Origin of the sequence: Pseudarthrobacter sp. CCNWLW207 (assembly GCF_037203945.1) — a bacterium.
GTDB lineage: Bacteria > Actinomycetota > Actinomycetes > Actinomycetales > Micrococcaceae > Arthrobacter.
Genome location: NZ_JBBCBS010000001.1, coordinates 363174 through 382899, shown reverse-complemented (window position 1 = coordinate 382899; position 19726 = coordinate 363174). Strand labels below are relative to the sequence as shown.

Genomic DNA, 19726 nt, shown 5'->3' with positions numbered 1-19726 from the left:
GTGGAAAGGTGGACCATGCTGCCTCGTCAACCGGCGGAGATCGGTATGGAGGACTACGCGGGTTTCTTGCCGCCTTCCCGAAGGAAGGCACTCGTGCCCCCTGCCTCGGAGTGGTGGCCGTGGCGGAACCATCGGGTCCACCTCCTCCGGTTACGGGATGCCAACGCCCCGGTTCGGATACTCGTCGTCCACGGCGCGGGAGCCCATGCGGCGGCGCTCTGGCCTGTTGCGTCCCTCCTGGCAGGCCGGGGCGTCGATCTGACTGCTGTGGACTTGCCTCTCTACGGGCGTACGGTGACAACATCGCGCGGAAAAGTGACCTACGAGGATTGGGTCGACTTACTGGTGGACCTCATTTCAGCTGACGACGACGGCCGTCCCGTCGTCCTCCTCGGGGCCAGCATCGGTGGCTTGCTCACGGTGGAGGCAGCGGCCCGTTCACGCCGCGTCGCGGCCGTGGTCGCTACTTGCCTGCTCGACCCACGCGAGAGGCGCGCCCGGTCAGTGATGACGCGGCTCGGCTCTTTCGCGCTGGCTTTCATGCCACTGCTCAAGCTGGTCCGCGGGCCGATCGCCAGGTTGCCCGTCAAGGTCTCCTGGATCGCCGATCTCAGGAGAATGGGGCGCGACCCCAAGCTGGGGCGGCTCTGCGCGAAAGATGCACGCGGAGGCGGCGCGTGGGTCCCTCTCGGGTTCCTCGCCAGCTATATGCAGCATGCACATTCCGAGGCCCGCACAGCACTCTTCCCGGTCCACCTGATGCACCCCGAGCTAGACAAGTGGACCCCAGTGGAACTCAGCGAGGGCACTCTGCGAACCTTGCCCGGCCCCACCACCAGCCAACTGCTGCGTGGGTGCGGCCACTTCCCCCTTGAAGATCCCGGTTTGCAGGATCTCCTGACCGGCCTCGAAAAGGTGGCAGCCGACGCAGGGTCAAGCATCGCGGGGTCGCCAAACTGACGGTGCAAGCGCTGCGGAGCCGGCACGCCGCCGTCGACCGCTCCAACGCTCTTGCCATCGGTGTTCTGACTGGAACGGAGAGGACGACGGCGGCGCGCACCCGCGTGCGTGCCGCCGTCGTCCGCGGGAAACCATTGCCCGGTCTCCTCGGGTGGCGGTACGCTCTTCGTCCCGGCCATGCCCTTGGAAGGATCGATGATGAAAGTCCTGGCTGCAGTCTCGCTGACAGAGCTGATTCTCCAGCTCATCGGAGCGCGGAAAGCCATCCGGGGCGGGATCCCCTACGACGCGCCGATTGGCCGGGGCAAGCCCGAGGACGTGGCGCGCGACATGTGGGCCACCGGCAGCGGGCTGTCGGCGCCGTGGCATACGCTGGCCGCCCACGCGGCAGGGACCGCTTTGCTGATTGCCAGGCCGCGGCCGTGGGTCAGGCAGGCGGTCGGCTTGCTGGGCGTCCTCTACATCCTGGGCATCTCGTGGGAGCGGATCACGCGGGAGTCGTTCCGGCACCCGGACCGGGAGACCACCCCGCTGATAGCTTCAGGACTTGCGTTGTCCGTTGCCATGGCACTGCTGGGGCTCAGACGGAAGCGGCGCTAGCCAGCCACACCCTTCGGCCTTCGCGCCGCCCCGGGGTTTTCAGAGGTCGTGTGGACAAATTTCAGTGCCCGCCAGCCCAGGCGTTCCTTGTCCGTATGCGGGCTCGTCCTCGCTTCCGGCCCAGACGATACCGCCTCCGGGGCAGGGCATTACCTCGAAGGCCAGGCCCTCATGGTGGGCCCGCAGGTGGCGCCCGTCATCCTCAACCACTTCCCAGCCCGCCTCCGGCAGCGCTGACCGATAGTGCTGCAGCACATCGACGTCTTCTGAGATCGCAAACCCGCGGCTACAGCCGACCACACCGCTCATGCCGCCACCGCTGTAAAGGCCAATGTGTTCGATGGAATCGAACGCTCGCTGGGCTTCGCGGTCTGCGCTGGCCATGGGCTCATCCGTGCCTTCGGTCACGCACTGGGGAGAGGAGTCGTACTTGCCGATCTTCTGCGCCAGGGCCAAGGGGGTGACAGCGAGCATCACGAGCAGCAGGAGGACCGGGATCGCCACTGCTGTCAGCCGCATCCACAGCCGTGGTGAGAGGACCAGACCGACCACGGCTACCACCGCGACCAGACCGAGCGCCATTCCGGAAGGACCCGCCGTCAAACCCCAAGTGAGCCCCTCGAACGCGGTATCGGCAACACGGCCGTACACCGCCATGAAGCCGCTGTGGATCAGCACGGCCAGCAGTGCCAGTCCTGCCTCGACGGCGAGCAGTACCACAACAGAGACAGCTCGGCCGGTCATGGGCATGGCTCATTGTAGGATTCGCCTGACCTGCTGTATATGGGCCGATGCTCAGCGAACACCGCCAGCCTGGTACAAGATATGTTGCAACCCCTCTTGACGTCTGTGCTGCTTGAGGCGACACTGGAATCACCAACCTCTCTTGCAACCTATCTTGGAGTCCAAACGTTCATTCCGATCACCGTCCACGTCCCCGAACACCGCGTTGAGGAGTTCTACATCCGATTTGGAGAATTCATCGCCGACGTCCCTGATCCGGATGCGCCCACCCGGCTGCCTTCGGGCACCGTCCCTTCATGGGTTGAGACCAACGAAGCACCCGCCCTCGCCGCCACCCTCTGGGAGAAGATCTCGCCGCAGGGACAAGAAGTTCTCCTTCACTTGGTCCAGGCGACCGAAGACGAAACCATGCACTTCCTTCCAGGGGAGATCGCCAAGGCGATCTCGCACCCGAAAGGCGCGTCTGGCGTCGCAGGCACTCTCGGTGGCGTGGGAAAGGCCATCCGTCGCGCGGGGCTTCCGATGTACACCACCCCCAAGGGCAAGTCCTGGCACTACATCTGGGATTGGGACGGTCAGCGGTACTACATGACCCCCGAGGTTGCCCGACTCTTGCGCGCGGCCGCCGGTAATTGACAGTAGTGAACCTTCCGGTGTGGTTGGCGGCATGGCCGCCAACCACATCCTCTTGCATACTCAACCAGGCCGGAAGCAATGTCCGCCCTGACGCGGGGCTTCTATGACCTATTCCTGGCCGAAGGAGGCAATTCGCTACGATGAGCCCGAGCCCGGACATGGCGGGTACCGATCTGCTTCGCCAAGTCGCGGCCCTGGGTGTGTGACCAGCCGGTGAATCAAGCGGTCAGGGGGGCGGCTGCCGTTCGCCGGCGCTGACGATCTCGCGATCTGTAGGGCCTGCGCGCCGCGGTCCAATTGGGCCAGGCGTAGTTCGATTCCTCCTTCGTGCTGACGAGGCATCACGGTGCCCTTGGCGGAGTGCGCGAGGCTTAGGTCGGTGGCTCGGGCAGGAGATTCGCTGCCAGGGTTCTGGCGATAAAGCGGCCGTAGCGCTCGACGCTCCAGCCGCGCTTGAGAACAAGGTTTTCGTAGAGCTCCGCCGAGGTGCACGTGAACATAACGTCGGCTACCTCCTCCTCTGTCAGGTCCGCCCTCAGGAACTTCCTGGCGAGGACCTGCCGGGCGTTGTGCAGCATCCGGCGGTAGCGCGCGTCGTCGACGTCGAGCAGGAGCGCGGCCATGTCCGGATCACCGCTCGCGGCGGCGTCCCTGATGAGAAGGAAGACCGGGGATCCGAGCGGGCTGACTTCGGTGGTGAACCGGCCGAGCCGCTCCATGAGTTCACGGGGGTCGGTGACGGTGGTTTGCGCGTTGTCCGACCGTTCCTCAGCAGGTGGCCCTCCGGCACCGAGCAAGCTCTGCTCGTAGATTGCCCGCACCAGCCCCGGCTTTCCGCCGAAGCCCTTATAGACGGATTCCTTCGAGACCCCGGCAGCCCGGGCGATCGCGGCAATCGTGGTCCGGCCGTACCCGCCCGCCAGGAACAATGTGCGCGACTCCGCGAGCACCCGCTTCCTCGCCTCCTCGGCTGCTTCCTGGCGACGGCGGGAGTCATAGGCGCGAGGATGGGGTGCCTGGCTGCGCGATTCGTTGACCACGGGTACCACCGGGTTTAGACTCCTTGTATCAGTTAATTACAGCTGACTGTATCAAATTAAGCATACCGGCGTCCCCGTCCAAACCGACGGATGAGCAAAGGAGCAGATAGTGGACGCTTCAGGAGTTGACCGCCTTCCCGAAGGCCCGGTGAAGCGCATGATGGCGGCCGCGAACCGCCACGACCTCGAGGAAATGGTGGCCGAGTTCGCCGAGGACTATGAGAACACCACCCCCGCCCACCCCGCCCGGAGTTTCACGGGCTCCGCCCAGGTGCGGAAGAACTGGGCAGCGCTCTTCGCCGGACTGCCGGACCTGACACTTACCGTGCACGACGCGACGACGGGAGCCAGCAATACGGTCTGGATGGAATGGAGCAATCGGGGTACCCGGCCGGATGGCTCGGTGACGTCCTCCGCGGGGGTGGCAATCTTCACCGTCCGGGATGACAGAATCGCTGCGGCGCACTTCTACCTTGAACCGGTGGAGCACGAGTCCGGGGACGTGAACGCCGCGGTGGCTATGGCTGTCCGCGGGGCAGCCGGAAGCGGTGACCGGTCATGATCCTCGTGGTGGGCGGTACGGGCCGGCTTGGCCGCGCGCTGGTTCCCCTGCTGGTGGAGGCCGGGCATCGGGTCCGCGTCATGGCCCGCGGCTCTTCCCAGCCCTTCCCCGATACTGCGGACGACGGCGTCGAGCTCCTGAGGGGCGACCTCGCCTCCGAAGCGGACTGTCGGGAAGCGGTGTCTGGCTGCACCGCGGTGGTGTTCGCAGCCTCCGGGTTTGGCATCAAGGACTCTGATCCACGCACCGTTGACCGTGATGGCGCCATCCGGCTCGTTCGCGCGGCGGACGCCGCCGGAGCCGAGCGCATAGTCATGATGTCGATGCACGGTGCCGCCCCCGACGCACCGATCGAGTACTTGCGCTGCAAAGCCGCGGCCGAGGAAGCCGTCCGCAATTCCGGCATGGTGTGGACAGTCATCCGGATGGGGGCACTCCTTGAGCAGCGCCTCGAGACTATGACTGCCCCGCTTGAGTCCAAGGGCAAGGTGCTGGTCTTCGGTTCAGGTTCTGCGCCGGTCACCTTCACAGCTGTCCAGGACGCAGCGACCCTTGTGGTCCGTGCGCTTTCGGATCCCGCCCTGGAGAACCGTGTCCTCGAATGGGGTTCGCAGACACTCACCGCTAACGAACTTGCCGAGGCTGTGCTCAGCCGGGCCGGCCACGGGTCAGTCCAGCGGATCCCGGTCGCGGCCGAGCGCGTCCTGTCCGTCGCAGCGAAGCCCTTCTCGCCCTTCCTCGCCCGGGTCGCACGGGCCGGGATTCTGGAGGAAACGGGAGCCGCTGGCTTCCAGTGGGCACCAGCGAGGGCGGAATTCCCCGACGTTCCCGTCACCGGCCTGCAACAGGTCCTCGAAACCGCGGTCCAGGGAAGGTAACGCCTCCGGCGGACCCTGGCTGGCAATGCCTAGTGTAGGCGTTGCCCGGTCCGGGGGACGCTCTTGGTCCCGGCCGTGCCCTTGGAAGGGTCAATCATGAAAGTCTTGGCCCCAGTCTCGCTGGCGCAACTGATCCGCTAACAAATTCATCGCAGCGAGCATGTATCGGCTAAGAAACAGAACCCATTTCCCTGCTGGTGCGACACACTTGGTCGGATGGGGGACAGGTATAGGGCATGAGGCACTTTTCGCATTCTCCCGATCGGGAGCGGACCTTCAGATCGACCTATGAAGCGGTCTATCCGGACCTGATCCGGTTCGTTCAGCGCCGGGCTCACCCGGACCACGCCGAAGATGTGGTGGCTGACGCGTTCCTTGTTGTCTGGCGCCGCCTCGATGACTTGCCGGTACTGCCTGAGGATGCCAGGGCATGGATCTATGGCATCGCCCGGAACATTCTGCTGAACACTAGCCGGGGCGAACAACGCCGCTCCACGCTCAGCGTGCGTCTGGCTGACGCCGCGGCCATGACGTACCCGGACGGGGACACTGACCCGATCATGAACCGCGTAGACCTCGCCAGAGCATGGCGCCTCCTCTCCGAAGTCCACCAGGAAGCGCTGAGCCTCGCTGTCTTTGAAGACCTCAATGCACCGCAGGCTGCGGCCGTGCTCGGCATTTCGCCGGTCGCGTTCCGTTTGCGGCTGAGCCGTGCCCGCCGGGCACTTCGGCTCCTTCTCGACCACCTCCCGCAGCCCTCCCGCACGCCAGAACCCTCCATTGGAAGGACAACCAGGCCATGACACGCAACCAAGACATCGACACCCTGCTCCGAACCATGGACGCCGCTGACCACGGTGGTTCAGCAGACTCGCAGCGGGCCCGCACTGACTTTCAACGCATCATCTCCACCGACCCGGCGCCCAAACGGTCAGGGCACGCTGACGCGTCAACCGTCGTCGATGTTGGTCGCCAGCCGGGAAACACCAGACCGACTGTCCGCAGGGTCGCATGGGTTGGAGGGATGGTCGCCGTAGCCACCGCGGGCCTGCTCCTCCTGCCGCCCATGTCCGGCGGGGACCCTGCCTTCGCCACGTGGACTGCCGCCCCCGCAGGCATGTCCGAAACGGACCGCGCCCGCGCAGCTGACCAATGCCGCGTGCACCAGAAGGACGTGGGCGGCGGCATGTACGCGGATGACGCGGAGGGTGCTGCCGTGGCGGTCGCTGAGCGCCGCGGAGTGTGGACAACGGTTGTGCTCGCCGGTGAGGACGGGTTTTCCGCCTTGTGCATCACCGATGATGCTGTTCACCTGTTCAGCAAGGGCATGATCGGTTCAGTGGGTAAACCCGCTGGTTACACCACGCCCGGACCCCGTGAACTGATGGCGACGGATCTGGGGAGCGGCAGCATGGGCGCCGGGGAAATCTCCTTGGCGGCCGGCGCGGCCGGGGCCGACATTATGGGCGTCATTTACAAGAGCCAGACCCGCGAGGACGTGACCGCAACCGTATCGCAGGGCCGCTTCGCTCTGTGGCTCCCCGGAGACGAACTGCAGGACGCCTCACGTACCGGCGTCGAGGTCGAAGTGACTTACGGGGACGGCACCACGGGAACCAGCCGCCTGAGTTTCTGAATGCTCGAAACAGACGTGGCCCCGTGGCCATTCTGGAGCGCGCCGCCGACTTCAGCACCGCAAATTAGAAGCCGAACAGTTGGGCTGCCAGCGAGTAGATTCCCCACAACCCAGCCGCTAACAGGATGCCCAGGTAGGCCAGGACCAGTCTCGTATCGCGGAGGTAGCACTTCGACTTCGTCAGGCCCCGCCGTCGCGCTTTCCAATAGCCGGCGAAGCCGACTGCGGCGAACACGGCCAGTGCCACCGGACCGGCTGCCCAGCCGAGCAGGGCAATGGTCGCGAAGATGCAGAGCCGCAGCGGATCGAAGGCAGGAGGGGACTGCGGATCTGTTTCAGGGTCGGGACTGTGTCCGCGCCGGCCTGCGAGCTTGGAGCGCACCAGCTGCGACGGCGACGGCCCGGCTGCGATGCGACGGGCGTCAGAAGCGGAACTCATGATTCCTCCCTATCGCTGACTTAGACCTGGCGGACTGGGAGAAGCTCCCGGCCTGTTGCTGTGCTCATTCGTTGCCTGGCCAGGGCCGGCCACGCCTGGACGGCACAGAACGGAGCGCACTGGTGATCGCCGGCGTCGCTCTTGGTGCCCACGTGGACGCAGCATTGGGTGAGCCGTTCCTCGATCATGGTGGAGATGTCCATGAAGGGTTTGACCATGATGCGGGTGATCCGTTCGGCGAGGAGCCTGCGCAGCCGCTGTTGCTGCCCTGGAAGCTTGCCGGCAGCCAGCGTGGTGAGCGTGCCGATGCCGAGGTCGCACTGGGTGCAGATGTTCTTCCAAAGGTCCATGGTCCGCGGGTGTGACAGCGAGGACTGTTCGCTCAGCAGGTCCAGCAGGGAGGACTTCATGAGGTTGCGCAGCTCGAGCGGGATCGCGCTGTCGGCGATGCGGTTGGCGATGCTGTCAGGGTTGAGTTCCAGCCAGGCGAGCAGCTGGTCGTGCCCGATGAGGGCTGTCAGTGAACGCCAGACTCCTGAGTCGTCCTTCAGCATGTAGCCCACGGACGCGCAGTGCGGATGCGAGCAGGGGAGTGCTGTCAGGTCGTGCCATGAGACCACCCCTCCGGTTTGCTCGGCGAGCCGTTCGAGGACGCCGGTGTGGGTGAGCCTGTCCGTGGGGTCGATGCCGTGGCCGCGTCCTGAACCGAACACCGGCTGCAGCGCAACCCCACCCACGAACGGGGTTTCCAAGGCCCTCATGACGACGGCGCCGACCTCACCGTCGTTGACGCCGAGTGTCGCTGTCATCGTCAGGGTGGTGAATACACCTGCCTCGGACAGGCGCGCGATGGCCATGTCTTTGAAGCGGGTCAGGTCTCCGCCTCGGTGGTGGATGGACGCTTCTTTGGACGGGCCGTCGTATTGGAGATACACCTCCACGCGGTCCCGGTGCCTGGCCAGCAGTGCGAGCAGTTCGTCGTCGGTGGCCATGAGCATGCCGTTGCTGTTCACCATGATCCGGACGATCGGCCGGGCGACGAGTTCATCCAGAAGTTCGGCCAGATGGGGATAAAGCGTCGGCTCGCCGCCGGAGAGCATCAGTACGTCCAGCCGTCCGTTTTCGCGGGCAAGCCGGGTGTCGATATTCTCGAGTACCTCGCTGAGCGGCGCCACTCCCTGCAGTTGGGGGCCGGAGGCGGTGAAGCAGGTGGGGCAGCGCAGGTTGCAGTGCTCGATGATGTCCTGCAGGAGGATGCACGTGTGCTGGGTCTGCATGGCGGGCAGCCCGTAGGCGTAGGCCTCCGGTATCTGGCGGTAGTTGCCGGCCTGGTCCGGGATGTGTTGCTTGGTCGGCGCCTGCCACTTCTCCAGGTAGCGCAGGATTTCCGGTGACTCGTCGTACAAGGTGCTGACGAGTCCGTGATCCGGGCAGCCGCGCTCGAGCCAGACCCGGTCATCGCGGACCAGCAGCACGCCGGAGAGGCGTCGCACCTGCGCGAGCGGAGGGTTTGACTCGTGGCAGCGGGGACAGAACGCTGTGACGTACCGGTGGATGCGGTCCCCGCGCAGCGGCTGGCCAGGGCCAGGCAGCGCCTGCCGGGAAGGGAACGGTAAAGGGTTCATCTCAGCCTCCCATCTGCACGAGGGCGCCGACGCAGACCCCACCGCCGAGCAGGGTGAATATCCCCAGGCCAATCAGCAGCCCCGCACCCCACCGGGATGTGGGCGGCCAGACCGCCAATATAATCGCTATCGCCAGATAGCCGGCGATGGGAACGAAGGCGGACGGCCCGGCCAGGAAACGCATGTTGTACGGTCCACCGAAAACTAGCGGTACCACGAGATAGAGGGCATAAAGGGCAGCAGTCCCCAACAGGATGCCGAACCCCATGGGGCCGAGCGCTGGTTCTGGGGGCTCCTCCTCTTCTTTTTGGCGCGGTGGGTTGTCCTTGCTCATGCCACTCTTCCTTCCACCTTCGGGCGGAGTGGTTTCCCGAAGACCCGCAGCATCCGCCAGGACAGCAGGGGGAGAATCATGAGGAGGAACCATTGGGGCCGGCTCATCCCCAGCCAGAGCACCTCGTTGCCGCGGACGAATTCGACTCCGAACCGGAACAAGGCGTAGGAAGTCACGTAGCAGATGAAGAGGTCGCCAGGACCAGGCAGGCGGTCCCGATAACGCCACATGAGCGCGAATGCTGCAACGTGGAACACGATTTCATAGGCAAAGGACGGATGGAGCCCTACACCGGGAAGTCCGCCCAACATCGCAGCCTGCCCGGGCGTGAGCGATATCCCCCACGCGCCGCCAGTCGGGGTGCCGGGCAGTTCCGTGAGGAGGCAGCCCACCCGCCCGATGACCATCGCCAAGGCGACCGCGGGCGCCAGCAGATCCCCGGTGGATTCGCGGTAACCTGTCAGCCGTTTACCCAAATGAACGCCCAGCCACGCGCCCACAAGGCCCGCGAGGATGCTGCGGTCGCCGTTGCCCCACCAGTCCGCCAAGGAGACCTGCCGGGAAACATCCCACGTGAGAACCCTAGAACCGATGGCCCCGAAGGCGACAGCGAAACCGGCAATGGGCCACAACCGTGGGTCGGACAGGCCACGCCGGCGCTTCTCATAGGCGTAGAACAGCAAGGCTGCGAGGATTCCCAGCCCTAACAGGCCGGCGTGCACCAGCCCGTCTCCCGCGAAGGGAAGCCCGATCATGAGCAGAGTGTAGCAGTGGCAATTCCTGCCCCTTCGGTCCTACATCTGGAGGTTCGCGGGCCATCCGGCGGTACGCTCCATGGGAGACATCTCTACTGGCGGGGGTGTGGGTGTTGAAGCGCCTGGAGGGTCCGTTGACTTCAACGGTCATGAGGTCCAGTCTCGCCTCATGAGAAGGCTCCAACTGGAAACGCGCACCGAGCTGCAGGCTCCGGCTTCAAAGGTCTTCGACTTCGTCGCAGACCACACGAACGCGCCCCGATGGCAAAGCGGCATCGATGAAATACACCGCATCACGCCGGGTCCGATCGGCGTTGGCACGGAGCATGAATTAACGCGGAGATTCGCAGGGATGAAGGTCGTCGCCCGTAACCGCTTCATCGCCTACGAGCCTGGCCGCTTCGTCGCCTTCGAGATTCCCTCCGGCAAGATGACCGGAGTCGCCTCCTATCTGGTCGAGCCCACTGGTGCCAACACCTGTCGGCTCATCAGCAACGTGGATTTCCAAGTGGCCGGGCTGGCCCGGTTCGCAGTTCCCCTTCTGAAGCTGATCTTCAAGCGAGACGACGAGAAGGCCCTGGCCAGACTCAAGGACTTGATGGAGCACCCGTGAGGCGTTGACCGATTCCGGTTTCGACGTACTACCACCTAGAAAGCCGACTCTGGGAGGCACACACGTCGGCAGATCCGGGCGTTGTGGCTGTTCTCCGCGGCGGAGCGGAGCCCGATCGGATCGAACCGCAATAGTTGGGTGAGAGGTCGAGCCGATGAACGAGGCTTGATGCGGAAGGGGGGAAACCGTGATCGCACTTCTGAACCAAGTCCTCGGTTACATCGAGGAGCATCTCACCGAGGAGATCGACGTCGCCGGTCTGACAAGCGGCCTCGGTACCACGGAGTATCACGTCCGCCGGATGTTCTCGTCGCTGGCTGGCATGCCGCTGTCCGGGTAAATCCGGCGACGGCGCATGACCGTCGCCGCGGCCGATGTCCTTGGAGGCAGCGATCTGTTGGGGACTGCGGTGCGCTTCGGCTATGGCTCCACTGAGGCATTCAACCGGGCTTTCCGTGCGGTGCATGGCGTCAGCCCGTCCGATGTGCGCCGGGACGGTGGCCCCCTTCGGACACAACCACAGCTCAGGTTCCGCCTGACGATCGAAGGGAACACCACGATGGACACCCGCACTGCAGATCAACCGGCCTTCCGGCTCGTCGGCCACACGGCCCGTGTGCCGCTCATTCACGAAGGCGCCAACCCGCACATCCAGGCGCATATCGCCGCGCTGCCCGATGCGGAGCACGTTCGCCTCAAAGAGCTGAGCAACACCGAGCCCGCCGGGCTGCTTCAGGTGAGCGCCGACGTCGACCCCGACTACACCGAGGTGAGCGAGCTGACCTACCTGCACGGCGTCGCCGTCAGCGAGGGAACGCCGGTGCCCGAGGACCTCGATGCGATCGACGTCCCGGCCGGCACCTGGGCGGTGTTCCGCACCGCCGGACCCTACCCGGCCGCCCTCCAGTCCACGTGGGCGGCGACGGCCTCCGATTGGTTCCCCTCCAACCCCTGGCGGCTACGGCCCGGGCCATCGGTCGTGGCCATTCTCGAACGCGCCGCCGACTTCAGCACAACCACCGAGTTGTGGCTGCCGGTGGAACGCGCCTAGCGGCGAGAGCCACGCGCCAGTCCGCGGGATCGAGCTGGAATGACGATGGCCCCGATTGCAGCCGAAGCTGCCATCGGGGCCATTGCCCTGCGTATGTTGGTGCGGGATTACGCCCGAGCCCTGGCATGCCCCTTCGTAAGCACCAGCGCCAGTGCCACCATGCCGACGCCGAGCAGTAGGTGCAGTCCGTTGTCGAAGCCGTTGAGCGGCACGAAGTTCCCGGCCGAATCCTGGGGGACCACCAGGCCGTAGACGAACAGGACCAGGTAGATGATGCCGCCGTAGAGCAGGAAGGAGCGGGCGCCGGCGGCGGTTCTGGCCAGGGCGATGCCTGCCGCGCCGAACAGCAGGTGGACGATGTTGTGCAGAGCCGAGACCTGGAAGAGGCCCAGCAGCATGGCCTCGGAGTGGTGGCCAGCGAAGTGCAGCTGGTCGAAGTTGGCCGTGATGCCCGGGACGAAGCCTAGGACGCCGACCAGCAGGAATACCGCGCCCACTGCCAGAGATGCCTTCTGGACGTTGCTGCGGGCCGCGATGCCAGTGCTGGTGTGTGTTGCCATGGTGATCTCCTGAATGCGATATGTGTTCCTGGGCCGGCCAGTTTCTGGTGCCAACCCAAGGGGTTATGCCAGCTATTCGGGCGATATCGCATGTCGGATGGGTTCGTTCGGCAAAGAAATTCCAAGCCAATGGCGGGCGGAGCACTCAAGGCGCGTGCCGCCGTCGTGCGTTACAGCTCCAGCCGGAACACCCACAGCACCGCCGACCCCTAGGGCCTGATCAGCGGCACCTAGATTTCAAAACTCCGCCCTTAGATTCACGTTTTCCGGCACCTAATTTTCCCCTTTCTCCACGTGGGCCCGTTCTCGCGGCTATAGCCTCGACGCACTCGCTCAAACCGGAAAGGGGGATGATTCTGTGCCAGTTAGCATCGTGGCTCCGAGTTATGATCCGCATACTGCAGGGAAATGCGTAAAACGAGGGACAGCGGTTTTGTTGGCGGGGGCCATATTCTTATCGGCTCCCGCCTCGGTCCGGTCAATGGGCAGCAGCTCGGTGGGGGCCGGTCCACAATCGGTGTCCGCAATAGCAGCGTCGCCTTCGAGTGTGCTTCAGCACGCGGGACCGGCCGCTGGCACAGGCGTACCTGTGACGGCTGGGGTTCTGGGGTCCGAAGTCCAGAAGCGTCTCAACATCCGACCGCTTATGGACTGGATTTGGAATAACGCGCGTTGGCTTTGGAACCAGCTTGCCAATGCTGCCGCATGGGGTTGGAACGCGTTCATCAACTGGTGGAACGGCCTGGCCGGATGGATCAGGACGACCATCAATTTCTTCATTAGCGGTGCGCTGTGGGATGCCTTCGTGGAAATCCGCCGGTATTTCGGCTGGTGGTGACTCGCTAATTTCAAGGCCCCCGTGGGGCGGGGTGGATACTTTTCCTTGCTTCGCTCCACGGGCGACAGACCTCAAGGACGATATTGAATTCTTCCGACTCAGGACCGCTTCGGCTGTCCGTCTGTTTGACCGGCTTCTTTCTTTCATTCGTAAGCGTCTACACCGTGGTGGCACTGTTCTTCGAGGCTTTCGGCGTTTTGAGCGGAGCGGTCGATATTGCAGCTGCGGCCTTGGCGGCGGCCGCATGCCTGGTGTTATGGAAGATACCGATACGGGGCGGATGCAGGCTCTTCAGCTACCGAGGCTCTACGTTCGGCGCCGCCATCTGCTGCATGGCGGCGACAATAGCCTGCGCACTGCAATGGCCTTCAGCCGGGCTGGCCCTGATCCCGGCAGTAGTGACGGCCGCGCACTCGGCGGTTCTCGAAGAGCTCGTATTTCGCCGGGCACCCGTAGAGATGCTGAAGCGTTCCGGTGGCCAGCGTATGGTCGCCAAGGCAGCGGTGGGAGCCATTTCGACAGGAGCCTTCGTTCTCTTACATCAGAATGCCGACTACTGGCTCGTCGCAGACAAAGTGATCTTTGGGCTGATTGCCTTTTGCCTAACGCTTATCACGACGAGCCTGCTGCTGCCGGTCCTACTCCACCTGACCTCCAACCTCGTGCTGCAATCCGCAGTGCAATTTGATCTGGGCGCAGGAAGCGGCGCACTACTGGCCATAGACAGTTTGCTCATGGGGGCCGTGGTCGCCGCGCTGTTTCTGAGAACCCGAATGCCGGAATACCTACCGAGGATGACAAGAACCCGATGAGCATAAAAGTCGAACAGGTTTCCAAAAGCTACGGATCCAAAACGGTACTTGACGAGGTTTCTTTCGAATGTCAGAAGGGGAAAATCACTGGTTTTCTGGGGCCGAACGGATCGGGGAAGTCGACCACGATGAGGATTATTTCGAATCTAACTTATGCGGACGTGGGACGCGTGACCATTGATGGTTCCTCATACTCGGGTTTACCTAACCCCGGACGCCGGATCGGACTGCTTCTGGACGCCTCAGCGCACCATCCGGGCCGGACCGTCTATGAAACCGTCCGGCTGGCCTCACTCATCATTGGGGCCGACCGGGAACGGGTTCATACTGTCCTCGGTGTGATGGGCCTGGACTCAGTTCGCAAGAACCGTGTCAAGGGCCTCTCTCTGGGTATGCGCCAGCGCCTCGGACTCGCAATGGCGTTCCTCGGCCAGCCAGACTATTTGGTACTTGACGAGCCCGCGAACGGCCTGGACGTGGAAGGAATCAGCTGGTTACGCGCGTTCTTGACGACCTACGCACACAATGGCGGCACCGTGCTCATCTCCAGCCATCTGCTCCACGAACTGCAGTCGTTCGTGGACCGCATTGTCATCATCGACCGGGGCAGAATCGTATCCGAAGGCGAAATCTCCGGGATACTCGATCACACCAGCGCGGAGGTTTCGACCCCGGACCCGGCAGGCTTGCAGGCCGCCCTCGCTCAGAAGGACATCTATTCGTCCCCCGGCTTCCACCCGGGCAGCCTGACGGTACAGGCGACACCAGAGGTGGTTGGCCGGACGGCACTGGAATCAGGCATCCTCATCACGCGCATCACGACCGGCGCTGGCAATTCACTGGAGCGTTTCTACCTGGGTCTGACCACTGGCGAATTTTCGGCCGGGGACGCCTCGTCACTTTTCCCGTCACGTCATGTAGACGCGAAAAACGGGCACTGACGTGAACAGTATGGGCAGGCTCGTCCTGATCGAGGCCCGCAAGATGACAGACACGCGCAGCACACGGATGATCATGCTTCTGATGCTGGTGGTGGGGTTGTGCACAGCCGTCCTGGTTATGGTCATTTCGGGATCCCGCAGTTTGGATCTGGAATTCTCAATGATTGTGACGACCCTTGCCTTTCCCGCGGCCCTCGGCGCGCCGATCATCGGGATTTTAGGCATGGTGGGGGACTGGCACCACCGGGATGTCATGACGTTTTTCGCACTGGTCTCCCGTCGATGGAGGCTTTTCGTGGCGAAGATTGCCGGTACGCTCGTGGTGTCGCTGGCGATCGTTCTCGCGGTCCTGACGCTGTCGATGTTGCTGTCAATGGTGATCGCACCGACCATGGAAATCGGCTGGACAGCGGGTGAGCTCGGCAACGCCATTTGGCTCCTGCTGTGCGCTACGGTTCTGGGCTCAGTGTGTGGGGCAGCGATCTCATCGGCGTTTCTCTCTGCGCCGCTGTCAATGGTCTTCATTATCTTGCAGACACTCCTTTTTGACACCCTGATAGGTCTCATCCCAGGGGACATTGCACCGTTCCTGCAGTCCGCGAGCCTAATTAATCACCTTACGGGCGACGGGCCCGTCGCGCCGGCGCTGACCTCACTGGTGCTGTGGATCGTCGTGCCCCTGTGCATTGGGTTCTGGCGCAACCAGCGCAAGGAAGTGTCCTGACTAGATAGCTACACAGACTAGTCGGTGTTACGATCTAGCTATGAGCGATGATCTGAAGTGGCCCAGCGATTGGACCCGGGCTGTCCTGGCACCCTGCGTTCTGCAGCTTGTGCGGAACCGGGACGAGTCCTATGGCTATCAGATTGTGCAGGACCTGAACGTACATGGCCTGCCCGGAATCGGCGGCGGCACCGTCTATCCCGTGCTGAACCGACTCGAGGCCGATGGTCGCGTTTGCTCCGAATGGCGCGAGGGGAATGGCGGCCCGGGCCGCAAGTTCTACAGGATCACTAAGGAAGGGGAAATTTGGCTGAGAGAGACGGCCGGGTCCTGGCAGGACTTCACGGCAAGGGTAGCGGCAGTACTGACATTGGAGGGAAGCCCGGCATGACGACATTGGGCTATTTCAAGAGCTTGGCCATGGAACTGCGCAAGCGCCGGCTTAGCGAGGACCACGTAGCCGACGTGCTTCGGGAACTGCAGAGCCACGTGCTGGAGACAGGAGAGGAGCCGGCAGAGGCCTTCGGTAGTGCGAGGGAATACGCAGCCCGGTTCCCACGCGGGACGACTGTCTCCCGAGGGTCCCGGATCGGCAACCTAGCCGCCGCCGTGCTGATTGTCCTTGTCGGCGTGAAGGTCGTCCTCGGACTCGTCCTCGGCATTTCCTTTGGTATCGCAGCGACGGTCATCTACCTTGCGGCGACCCTCCTCGTGACGGCCGTTCTGATCGGGTGGAGTGCCGCCCTGCAGCGGGAGCTTCCCGAGTCGATGACGCAGGAACTCAGTCGGTAAAATTGTCACCATCGTTCAACCGGTGAGGCGTCTTCAGAGGTCGTGTGGACAAATTTCAGTACCCGCGAGCCCAGGCGTTCCTTGTCCGAAGGCGGGCTCGTCCTCACTTCCGGCCCAGATAGCGCCGCCGCCAGGGCAGGGCATCACCTCGAACGCCAGGCCCTCATGCTCGGCCCGCAGGTGGTGTCCGTCATCCTCAACCACTTCCCAGCCCGCCTCAGGCAGCGCTGCACGATAATGCTGCAGCACATCCACGTCTTCTGAGATCACTAACCACCGGACACAACCGCCCACACCACTTACGCCGCCACCGCTGAAAAGGCCGATGTGTTCGATGGAATCGAACGCCCGCTGGGACTCGCGGTCTGCGCTGGCCATGGGCTCAGCCGTTCCCTCCATCACGCACTGCGGAGAGGAGTCGTACTTCCCCACCTTCTGCGCCAGGGCCAAGGGGGTGACAGCGAGCATCACGAGCAGCATAACTACTGGGATAGCCACGGCCGTCAGCCGCATCCACAGCCGTGGCGAGAGGACCAAACCGACCACGGCAACCACAACGACCACACCGAGCGCCATTCCGGAGGGACCGGCCGTCAACCCCCAGGTGAGCGCCTCAAGCGCGGTATCGGTGACATTGCCGTATACGGACATGAAGCCCTGGTGGACCAGTACAGCCAGCAGGGCCAGTCCTGCCTCGACGGCGAGCAGTACCACAACAGAGACAGCTCGGCCGGTCATGGGCATGGCTTATTGTAGGGTCCGACTGACCAGCTGTACATGGGTCGACGACTCGCGGGAGCGCGATCATCCCCCGATCAGATCCGCTCAGGCAAGGCGGGCGCCGTCGAGCAACTCGACGGAGAGCAGGTCACCGGTGGCGGTGCCGGGGAGGGCATGGACAGCGAATACGAGTGTCCCGGACTCTTCAGTCCTTGCCTCTGCGGGGACGGCGTAATCGGTAACCTCGGCCCCATGCTCGATACCGGAGCGCAAGGCCTCCGTCAGCGGCACTCCGTTGAGGCTGATCCGCTGTCCGCCTCCGGTGTCTGGCCGCATCCTCACCCGGACAATGGCAGCTTTGCCGCCGGAATCCTTAAGGACATAGGAGAACCAGCCCGTCGCGTTGCGCCAGTGCACTCCGTCCTGACCGCCTGCCCGTGTGGCATTGCCCGCGAAGAAGTGGTCGGACTCCGGCTGCTGCTCACCCGCGGCCACGGCATCGATAACATCGCCGCTCTTGCCCGCTGCCGCATCAATTGCGGCAAGCTCTGCCGTGCGCACCTCGGCGGAGGCACCTGTGGGCCAGTACACGGTGTAGCGCTCGTCGTGGATCCCGGCAAACGGCTCGAGCTTTAGCCGAACGGTTGCGCCGTCCCGGACGGCGGTCAGTTCCGCGGTGATGGCGGCCCGGTTGGACAGTTCGACGGCGGCCGCCGGGTCAGCTGAAACTACCACCGGTGTGCCGGCCAGGGGATCCAGGGGACCGGATGCAACATGGCCCATCCGCTCGTCCGGCGCCTCCACGGCCTGCACGCCGGCGGTTCCCTCCCGCGCGGCGAGGACCACGGGCCCGTAGAGGAAGGAAACCCAGGGAGAACCGTCAGGCAGGGCTTCCGCCAGGATTTCGGCCTGAAGCCGGACGGAGACAGTGGTGGTTCCCTCCCACACGCGATGGATGGTGTTTCGGCCCACCGCCTGTGGCGGCCCCCCGCCGGCCGGATGCACACTGACCTCCATGGCCGTTGCCCATTCCGGGCGGCGGAGCTGCAGGATGAAGTCTGTGGGGTTGTCCGCCGTGACGGTCAGCTGGACGGTGTCCGAGTAAGGAAAATCTGTCTCCATCCGGACCTTCACAGCGCGTTCGGCCCAGTTGAGTTCCGAGGCGATGTACAGGTTCACTGCCAGGTTGCCGCCGCTGTGGCTGTAGATCAGCTCGCCATAGCGGGCATGGTTTTCCAGGCCGGAGCCCACGCAGCACCACATGGATTCATGGACGGTGGAGTACACACGGTAGTGGGACGGACGCATCGGTGTGAAGTACACGAACCCGCCGCGCTCAGGGTGCTGCGAGGAAAGGATGTGGTTGAAGGTGGCGCGCTCGTAGAACGCCATCGCTGCGGGGTCGCCGGACCGCTCGAAGCGCAGCTTGGCGAGCTTGAGCATGTTGTAGGTGTTGCAGGTTTCCGGCCCTTCGACGTCGAGGATCATGGTCGTGAAATCGCGGGACGGGTGGAAATGCTCCCGGACGCTGTTGCCCCCGATCGACACCGTGCGCTCACGGGTGACGGTCTGCCAGAAGTAGTCGGACGCCTTGAGGTGCTCCTGGCTGCCCGTGGCCTGTGCGTACCGTTCGTACCCCACCACCTTGGGTATCTGCGTGTTGGCGTGGAGCCCGTCCAGCCGGTCAAGGCCTGCAGCAAGGGGTTCCAGGATGGCGCGGTGCGAAAAACGGCGGGCCTCGCGCAGGTAGTCACCCCGCCCTGTCAGCTCGGCAAGGGATGTCAGGGTGTCGTTCATTCCGCCGAACTCAGTGACCAGGACATCCTCGAATGCATCATCGTCCAGGCCGGCGGAAACCGTGAGCCACCAGTCCGCCAGTCGGGTGAGCATGTGCAGGGCGGATTCGGCCCCGGCATACATGTAGGCATCCAGGAGCCCGGCAAAGGTCTTGTGGAGGCTGTAAAGCGGGACCCAGCGTCCGTTAAGCGTGAAAACATCAGCATCAATTTCTCCGGCCCGGAGCTCTTCGCCGAGGCGGCGGCCGCCGGGAACCCCGCCCAGGTACCCGGTGCCCGCCGCGTTCTGGCACTCTTCGAACACATCCAGGACGTACTGCAGCCGCCCAAGCAAACGGGCATCGCCCGTTGCCGCAAACAATTGCGCACAGGCCGAGACGTAGTGCCCGCCGATGTGTCCTGCCAAGCCGTCCGATTCCCACCCGCCGTACGCCGCCGCCGTCGTCGGAAGTCCTGCTTCCCTGCGGTAGGGAGCACAGAGGCGGTCAGCATCCAGTGCCAGCACATAACGGATGCTGGTGTCCTGCGCGTTCTTGAAGTCGCTGGCCAGCAGCCGGACGCTGTTCAAGGCAAAGGACGACGGCGGCGCGGTGGTTTCCGCGGTGGCGGTGGTGGGGTGCATGGGAAGTGCGGCTTTCTTGGCTTGGGTCTGTGGAGAACGGGATGGCGT

General features: G+C 64.1%; 23 protein-coding genes and 1 pseudogene. 15 read left to right on the top strand and 9 right to left on the bottom strand.

Annotated features, from left to right (window positions below):
- Positions 1-93 precede the first annotated feature (93 nt).
- On the top strand, positions 94-960 hold the full coding sequence (locus tag V9L17_RS01675; RefSeq protein WP_337350203.1) for an alpha/beta hydrolase: 867 nt from the start codon (positions 94-96) through the stop codon (positions 958-960).
- A gap of 195 nt (positions 961-1155) precedes the next feature.
- On the top strand, positions 1156-1560 hold the full coding sequence (locus tag V9L17_RS01670) for a hypothetical protein (RefSeq protein WP_337350202.1): 405 nt from the start codon (positions 1156-1158) through the stop codon (positions 1558-1560).
- 39 nt (positions 1561-1599) lie between these two features.
- Here the strand turns inward: V9L17_RS01670 and V9L17_RS01665 are convergent, their stop codons facing one another.
- Positions 1600-2304: a hypothetical protein gene (locus tag V9L17_RS01665; RefSeq protein WP_337350201.1), complete on the bottom strand. Its 705-nt coding sequence runs from the start codon at positions 2302-2304 to the stop codon at positions 1600-1602.
- Positions 2305-2385: 81 nt separating this feature from the next.
- On the opposite strand from V9L17_RS01665, the gene V9L17_RS01660 reads away from it, so the two are divergent.
- Positions 2386-2940, top strand: a complete 555-nt coding sequence (locus tag V9L17_RS01660; RefSeq protein ID WP_337350200.1) for a hypothetical protein — start codon at positions 2386-2388, stop codon at positions 2938-2940.
- Positions 2941-3311: 371 nt separating this feature from the next.
- Here V9L17_RS01660 and V9L17_RS01655 read toward each other — a convergent pair whose 3' ends face one another.
- On the bottom strand, positions 3312-3980 hold the full coding sequence (locus V9L17_RS01655; RefSeq protein WP_337350199.1) for a TetR/AcrR family transcriptional regulator: 669 nt from the start codon (positions 3978-3980) through the stop codon (positions 3312-3314).
- 109 nt (positions 3981-4089) lie between these two features.
- On the opposite strand from V9L17_RS01655, the gene V9L17_RS01650 reads away from it, so the two are divergent.
- The 4 genes from V9L17_RS01650 to V9L17_RS01635 all read left to right on the top strand — a co-directional run bounded on the left by V9L17_RS01650 (position 4090) and on the right by V9L17_RS01635 (position 7056).
- Positions 4090-4542 carry a nuclear transport factor 2 family protein gene (locus V9L17_RS01650; RefSeq protein WP_337350198.1) on the top strand — a complete coding sequence of 151 codons (453 nt, stop codon included), beginning with the start codon at positions 4090-4092 and terminating at the stop codon, positions 4540-4542.
- Positions 4539-5420, top strand: a complete 882-nt coding sequence (locus V9L17_RS01645) for an SDR family oxidoreductase (protein WP_337350197.1) — start codon at positions 4539-4541, stop codon at positions 5418-5420. The genes V9L17_RS01650 and V9L17_RS01645 overlap by 4 nt, the downstream gene beginning before the upstream one ends.
- Before the next feature lie 236 nt (positions 5421-5656).
- Positions 5657-6223, top strand: a complete 567-nt coding sequence (locus tag V9L17_RS01640; RefSeq protein ID WP_337350196.1) for an RNA polymerase sigma factor — start codon at positions 5657-5659, stop codon at positions 6221-6223.
- On the top strand, positions 6220-7056 hold the full coding sequence (locus V9L17_RS01635; RefSeq protein WP_337350195.1) for a hypothetical protein: 837 nt from the start codon (positions 6220-6222) through the stop codon (positions 7054-7056). The genes V9L17_RS01640 and V9L17_RS01635 overlap by 4 nt, the downstream gene beginning before the upstream one ends.
- Positions 7057-7120: 64 nt before the next feature.
- On the opposite strand, the gene V9L17_RS01630 is transcribed toward V9L17_RS01635, so the two are convergent.
- The 4 genes from V9L17_RS01630 to V9L17_RS01615 are packed head-to-tail and all read right to left on the bottom strand — an operon-like array spanning position 7121 to position 10209.
- Positions 7121-7495 (bottom strand): hypothetical protein, encoded by a 375-nt coding sequence (locus V9L17_RS01630; RefSeq protein WP_337350194.1) that lies wholly within the window; start codon positions 7493-7495, stop codon positions 7121-7123.
- A 20-nt stretch (positions 7496-7515) separates the two neighbouring features.
- On the bottom strand, positions 7516-9120 hold the full coding sequence (locus V9L17_RS01625) for a radical SAM protein (protein WP_337350193.1): 1605 nt from the start codon (positions 9118-9120) through the stop codon (positions 7516-7518).
- Position 9121: 1 nt separating this feature from the next.
- A complete protein-coding gene (locus V9L17_RS01620) occupies positions 9122-9454 on the bottom strand; it encodes a hypothetical protein (protein WP_337350192.1) in 333 nt (110 codons plus the stop codon).
- Complete coding sequence (locus V9L17_RS01615; protein ID WP_337350191.1) at positions 9451-10209, bottom strand: prolipoprotein diacylglyceryl transferase; 759 nt, start codon at positions 10207-10209, stop codon at positions 9451-9453. Before V9L17_RS01615 ends, V9L17_RS01620 begins: the two co-directional genes overlap by 4 nt.
- Positions 10210-10378: 169 nt before the next feature.
- Here V9L17_RS01615 and V9L17_RS01610 point away from each other — a divergent pair, with 169 nt between their 5' ends.
- Positions 10379-10822 (top strand): SRPBCC family protein, encoded by a 444-nt coding sequence (locus tag V9L17_RS01610; protein ID WP_337350190.1) that lies wholly within the window; start codon positions 10379-10381, stop codon positions 10820-10822.
- A gap of 187 nt (positions 10823-11009) precedes the next feature.
- A pseudogene (locus V9L17_RS01605) lies at positions 11010-11873 on the top strand (AraC family transcriptional regulator).
- A 107-nt stretch (positions 11874-11980) separates the two neighbouring features.
- Here the strand turns inward: V9L17_RS01605 and V9L17_RS01600 are convergent.
- Positions 11981-12433, bottom strand: a complete 453-nt coding sequence (locus V9L17_RS01600; RefSeq protein WP_337350189.1) for a DUF4383 domain-containing protein — start codon at positions 12431-12433, stop codon at positions 11981-11983.
- Between the two features lie 646 nt (positions 12434-13079).
- Between V9L17_RS01600 and V9L17_RS01595 the strand changes: the two genes are divergently transcribed.
- The 6 genes from V9L17_RS01595 to V9L17_RS01570 all read left to right on the top strand — a co-directional run bounded on the left by V9L17_RS01595 (position 13080) and on the right by V9L17_RS01570 (position 16540).
- Positions 13080-13271, top strand: a complete 192-nt coding sequence (locus V9L17_RS01595; RefSeq protein ID WP_337350188.1) for a hypothetical protein — start codon at positions 13080-13082, stop codon at positions 13269-13271.
- 83 nt (positions 13272-13354) lie between these two features.
- Positions 13355-14083: a CPBP family glutamic-type intramembrane protease gene (locus tag V9L17_RS01590; protein WP_337350187.1), complete on the top strand. Its 729-nt coding sequence runs from the start codon at positions 13355-13357 to the stop codon at positions 14081-14083.
- The gene (locus V9L17_RS01585) at positions 14080-15024 is read left to right on the top strand and encodes an ATP-binding cassette domain-containing protein (protein WP_337350186.1); all 945 of its coding nucleotides are present in this window, start codon (positions 14080-14082) and stop codon (positions 15022-15024) included. Before V9L17_RS01590 ends, V9L17_RS01585 begins: the two co-directional genes overlap by 4 nt.
- Positions 15025-15034: 10 nt before the next feature.
- The gene (locus V9L17_RS01580; protein WP_337350185.1) at positions 15035-15748 is read left to right on the top strand and encodes a hypothetical protein; all 714 of its coding nucleotides are present in this window, start codon (positions 15035-15037) and stop codon (positions 15746-15748) included.
- Between the two features lie 40 nt (positions 15749-15788).
- The gene (locus tag V9L17_RS01575) at positions 15789-16139 is read left to right on the top strand and encodes a PadR family transcriptional regulator (RefSeq protein ID WP_337350184.1); all 351 of its coding nucleotides are present in this window, start codon (positions 15789-15791) and stop codon (positions 16137-16139) included.
- Positions 16136-16540, top strand: coding sequence for an HAAS signaling domain-containing protein (locus V9L17_RS01570; RefSeq protein WP_337350183.1), 405 nt, complete (start codon positions 16136-16138; stop codon positions 16538-16540). The genes V9L17_RS01575 and V9L17_RS01570 overlap by 4 nt, the downstream gene beginning before the upstream one ends.
- Before the next feature lie 33 nt (positions 16541-16573).
- On the opposite strand, the gene V9L17_RS01565 is transcribed toward V9L17_RS01570, so the two are convergent.
- Both V9L17_RS01565 and V9L17_RS01560 read right to left on the bottom strand, forming a co-directional pair.
- Positions 16574-17278 (bottom strand): hypothetical protein, encoded by a 705-nt coding sequence (locus V9L17_RS01565; protein WP_337350182.1) that lies wholly within the window; start codon positions 17276-17278, stop codon positions 16574-16576.
- An 87-nt stretch (positions 17279-17365) separates the two neighbouring features.
- Complete coding sequence (locus V9L17_RS01560) at positions 17366-19678, bottom strand: beta-L-arabinofuranosidase domain-containing protein (protein ID WP_337350181.1); 2313 nt, start codon at positions 19676-19678, stop codon at positions 17366-17368.
- Between the last annotated feature and the right edge of the window lie 48 nt (positions 19679-19726).

What these genes read in the sequence shown, in the direction of transcription:
- V9L17_RS01670 (WP_337350202.1), top strand. Translation starts at nt 1,156, where the DNA reads ATGATGAAAGTCCTGGCTGCAGTCTCGCTGACAGAGCTGATTCTCCAG.
- V9L17_RS01665 (WP_337350201.1), bottom strand. Translation starts at nt 2,304, where the DNA reads ATGACCGGCCGAGCTGTCTCTGTTGTGGTACTGCTCGCCGTCGAGGCA.
- V9L17_RS01660 (WP_337350200.1), top strand. Translation starts at nt 2,386, where the DNA reads ATGTTGCAACCCCTCTTGACGTCTGTGCTGCTTGAGGCGACACTGGAA.
- V9L17_RS01645 (WP_337350197.1), top strand. Translation starts at nt 4,539, where the DNA reads ATGATCCTCGTGGTGGGCGGTACGGGCCGGCTTGGCCGCGCGCTGGTT.
- V9L17_RS01640 (WP_337350196.1), top strand. Translation starts at nt 5,657, where the DNA reads ATGAGGCACTTTTCGCATTCTCCCGATCGGGAGCGGACCTTCAGATCG.
- V9L17_RS01635 (WP_337350195.1), top strand. Translation starts at nt 6,220, where the DNA reads ATGACACGCAACCAAGACATCGACACCCTGCTCCGAACCATGGACGCC.
- V9L17_RS01630 (WP_337350194.1), bottom strand. Translation starts at nt 7,495, where the DNA reads ATGAGTTCCGCTTCTGACGCCCGTCGCATCGCAGCCGGGCCGTCGCCG.
- V9L17_RS01625 (WP_337350193.1), bottom strand. Translation starts at nt 9,120, where the DNA reads ATGAACCCTTTACCGTTCCCTTCCCGGCAGGCGCTGCCTGGCCCTGGC.
- V9L17_RS01620 (WP_337350192.1), bottom strand. Translation starts at nt 9,454, where the DNA reads ATGAGCAAGGACAACCCACCGCGCCAAAAAGAAGAGGAGGAGCCCCCA.
- V9L17_RS01615 (WP_337350191.1), bottom strand. Translation starts at nt 10,209, where the DNA reads ATGATCGGGCTTCCCTTCGCGGGAGACGGGCTGGTGCACGCCGGCCTG.
- V9L17_RS01610 (WP_337350190.1), top strand. Translation starts at nt 10,379, where the DNA reads ATGAGAAGGCTCCAACTGGAAACGCGCACCGAGCTGCAGGCTCCGGCT.
- V9L17_RS01600 (WP_337350189.1), bottom strand. Translation starts at nt 12,433, where the DNA reads ATGGCAACACACACCAGCACTGGCATCGCGGCCCGCAGCAACGTCCAG.
- V9L17_RS01595 (WP_337350188.1), top strand. Translation starts at nt 13,080, where the DNA reads ATGGACTGGATTTGGAATAACGCGCGTTGGCTTTGGAACCAGCTTGCC.
- V9L17_RS01585 (WP_337350186.1), top strand. Translation starts at nt 14,080, where the DNA reads ATGAGCATAAAAGTCGAACAGGTTTCCAAAAGCTACGGATCCAAAACG.
- V9L17_RS01580 (WP_337350185.1), top strand. Translation starts at nt 15,035, where the DNA reads ATGGGCAGGCTCGTCCTGATCGAGGCCCGCAAGATGACAGACACGCGC.
- V9L17_RS01575 (WP_337350184.1), top strand. Translation starts at nt 15,789, where the DNA reads ATGAGCGATGATCTGAAGTGGCCCAGCGATTGGACCCGGGCTGTCCTG.
- V9L17_RS01570 (WP_337350183.1), top strand. Translation starts at nt 16,136, where the DNA reads ATGACGACATTGGGCTATTTCAAGAGCTTGGCCATGGAACTGCGCAAG.
- V9L17_RS01565 (WP_337350182.1), bottom strand. Translation starts at nt 17,278, where the DNA reads ATGACCGGCCGAGCTGTCTCTGTTGTGGTACTGCTCGCCGTCGAGGCA.
- V9L17_RS01560 (WP_337350181.1), bottom strand. Translation starts at nt 19,678, where the DNA reads ATGCACCCCACCACCGCCACCGCGGAAACCACCGCGCCGCCGTCGTCC.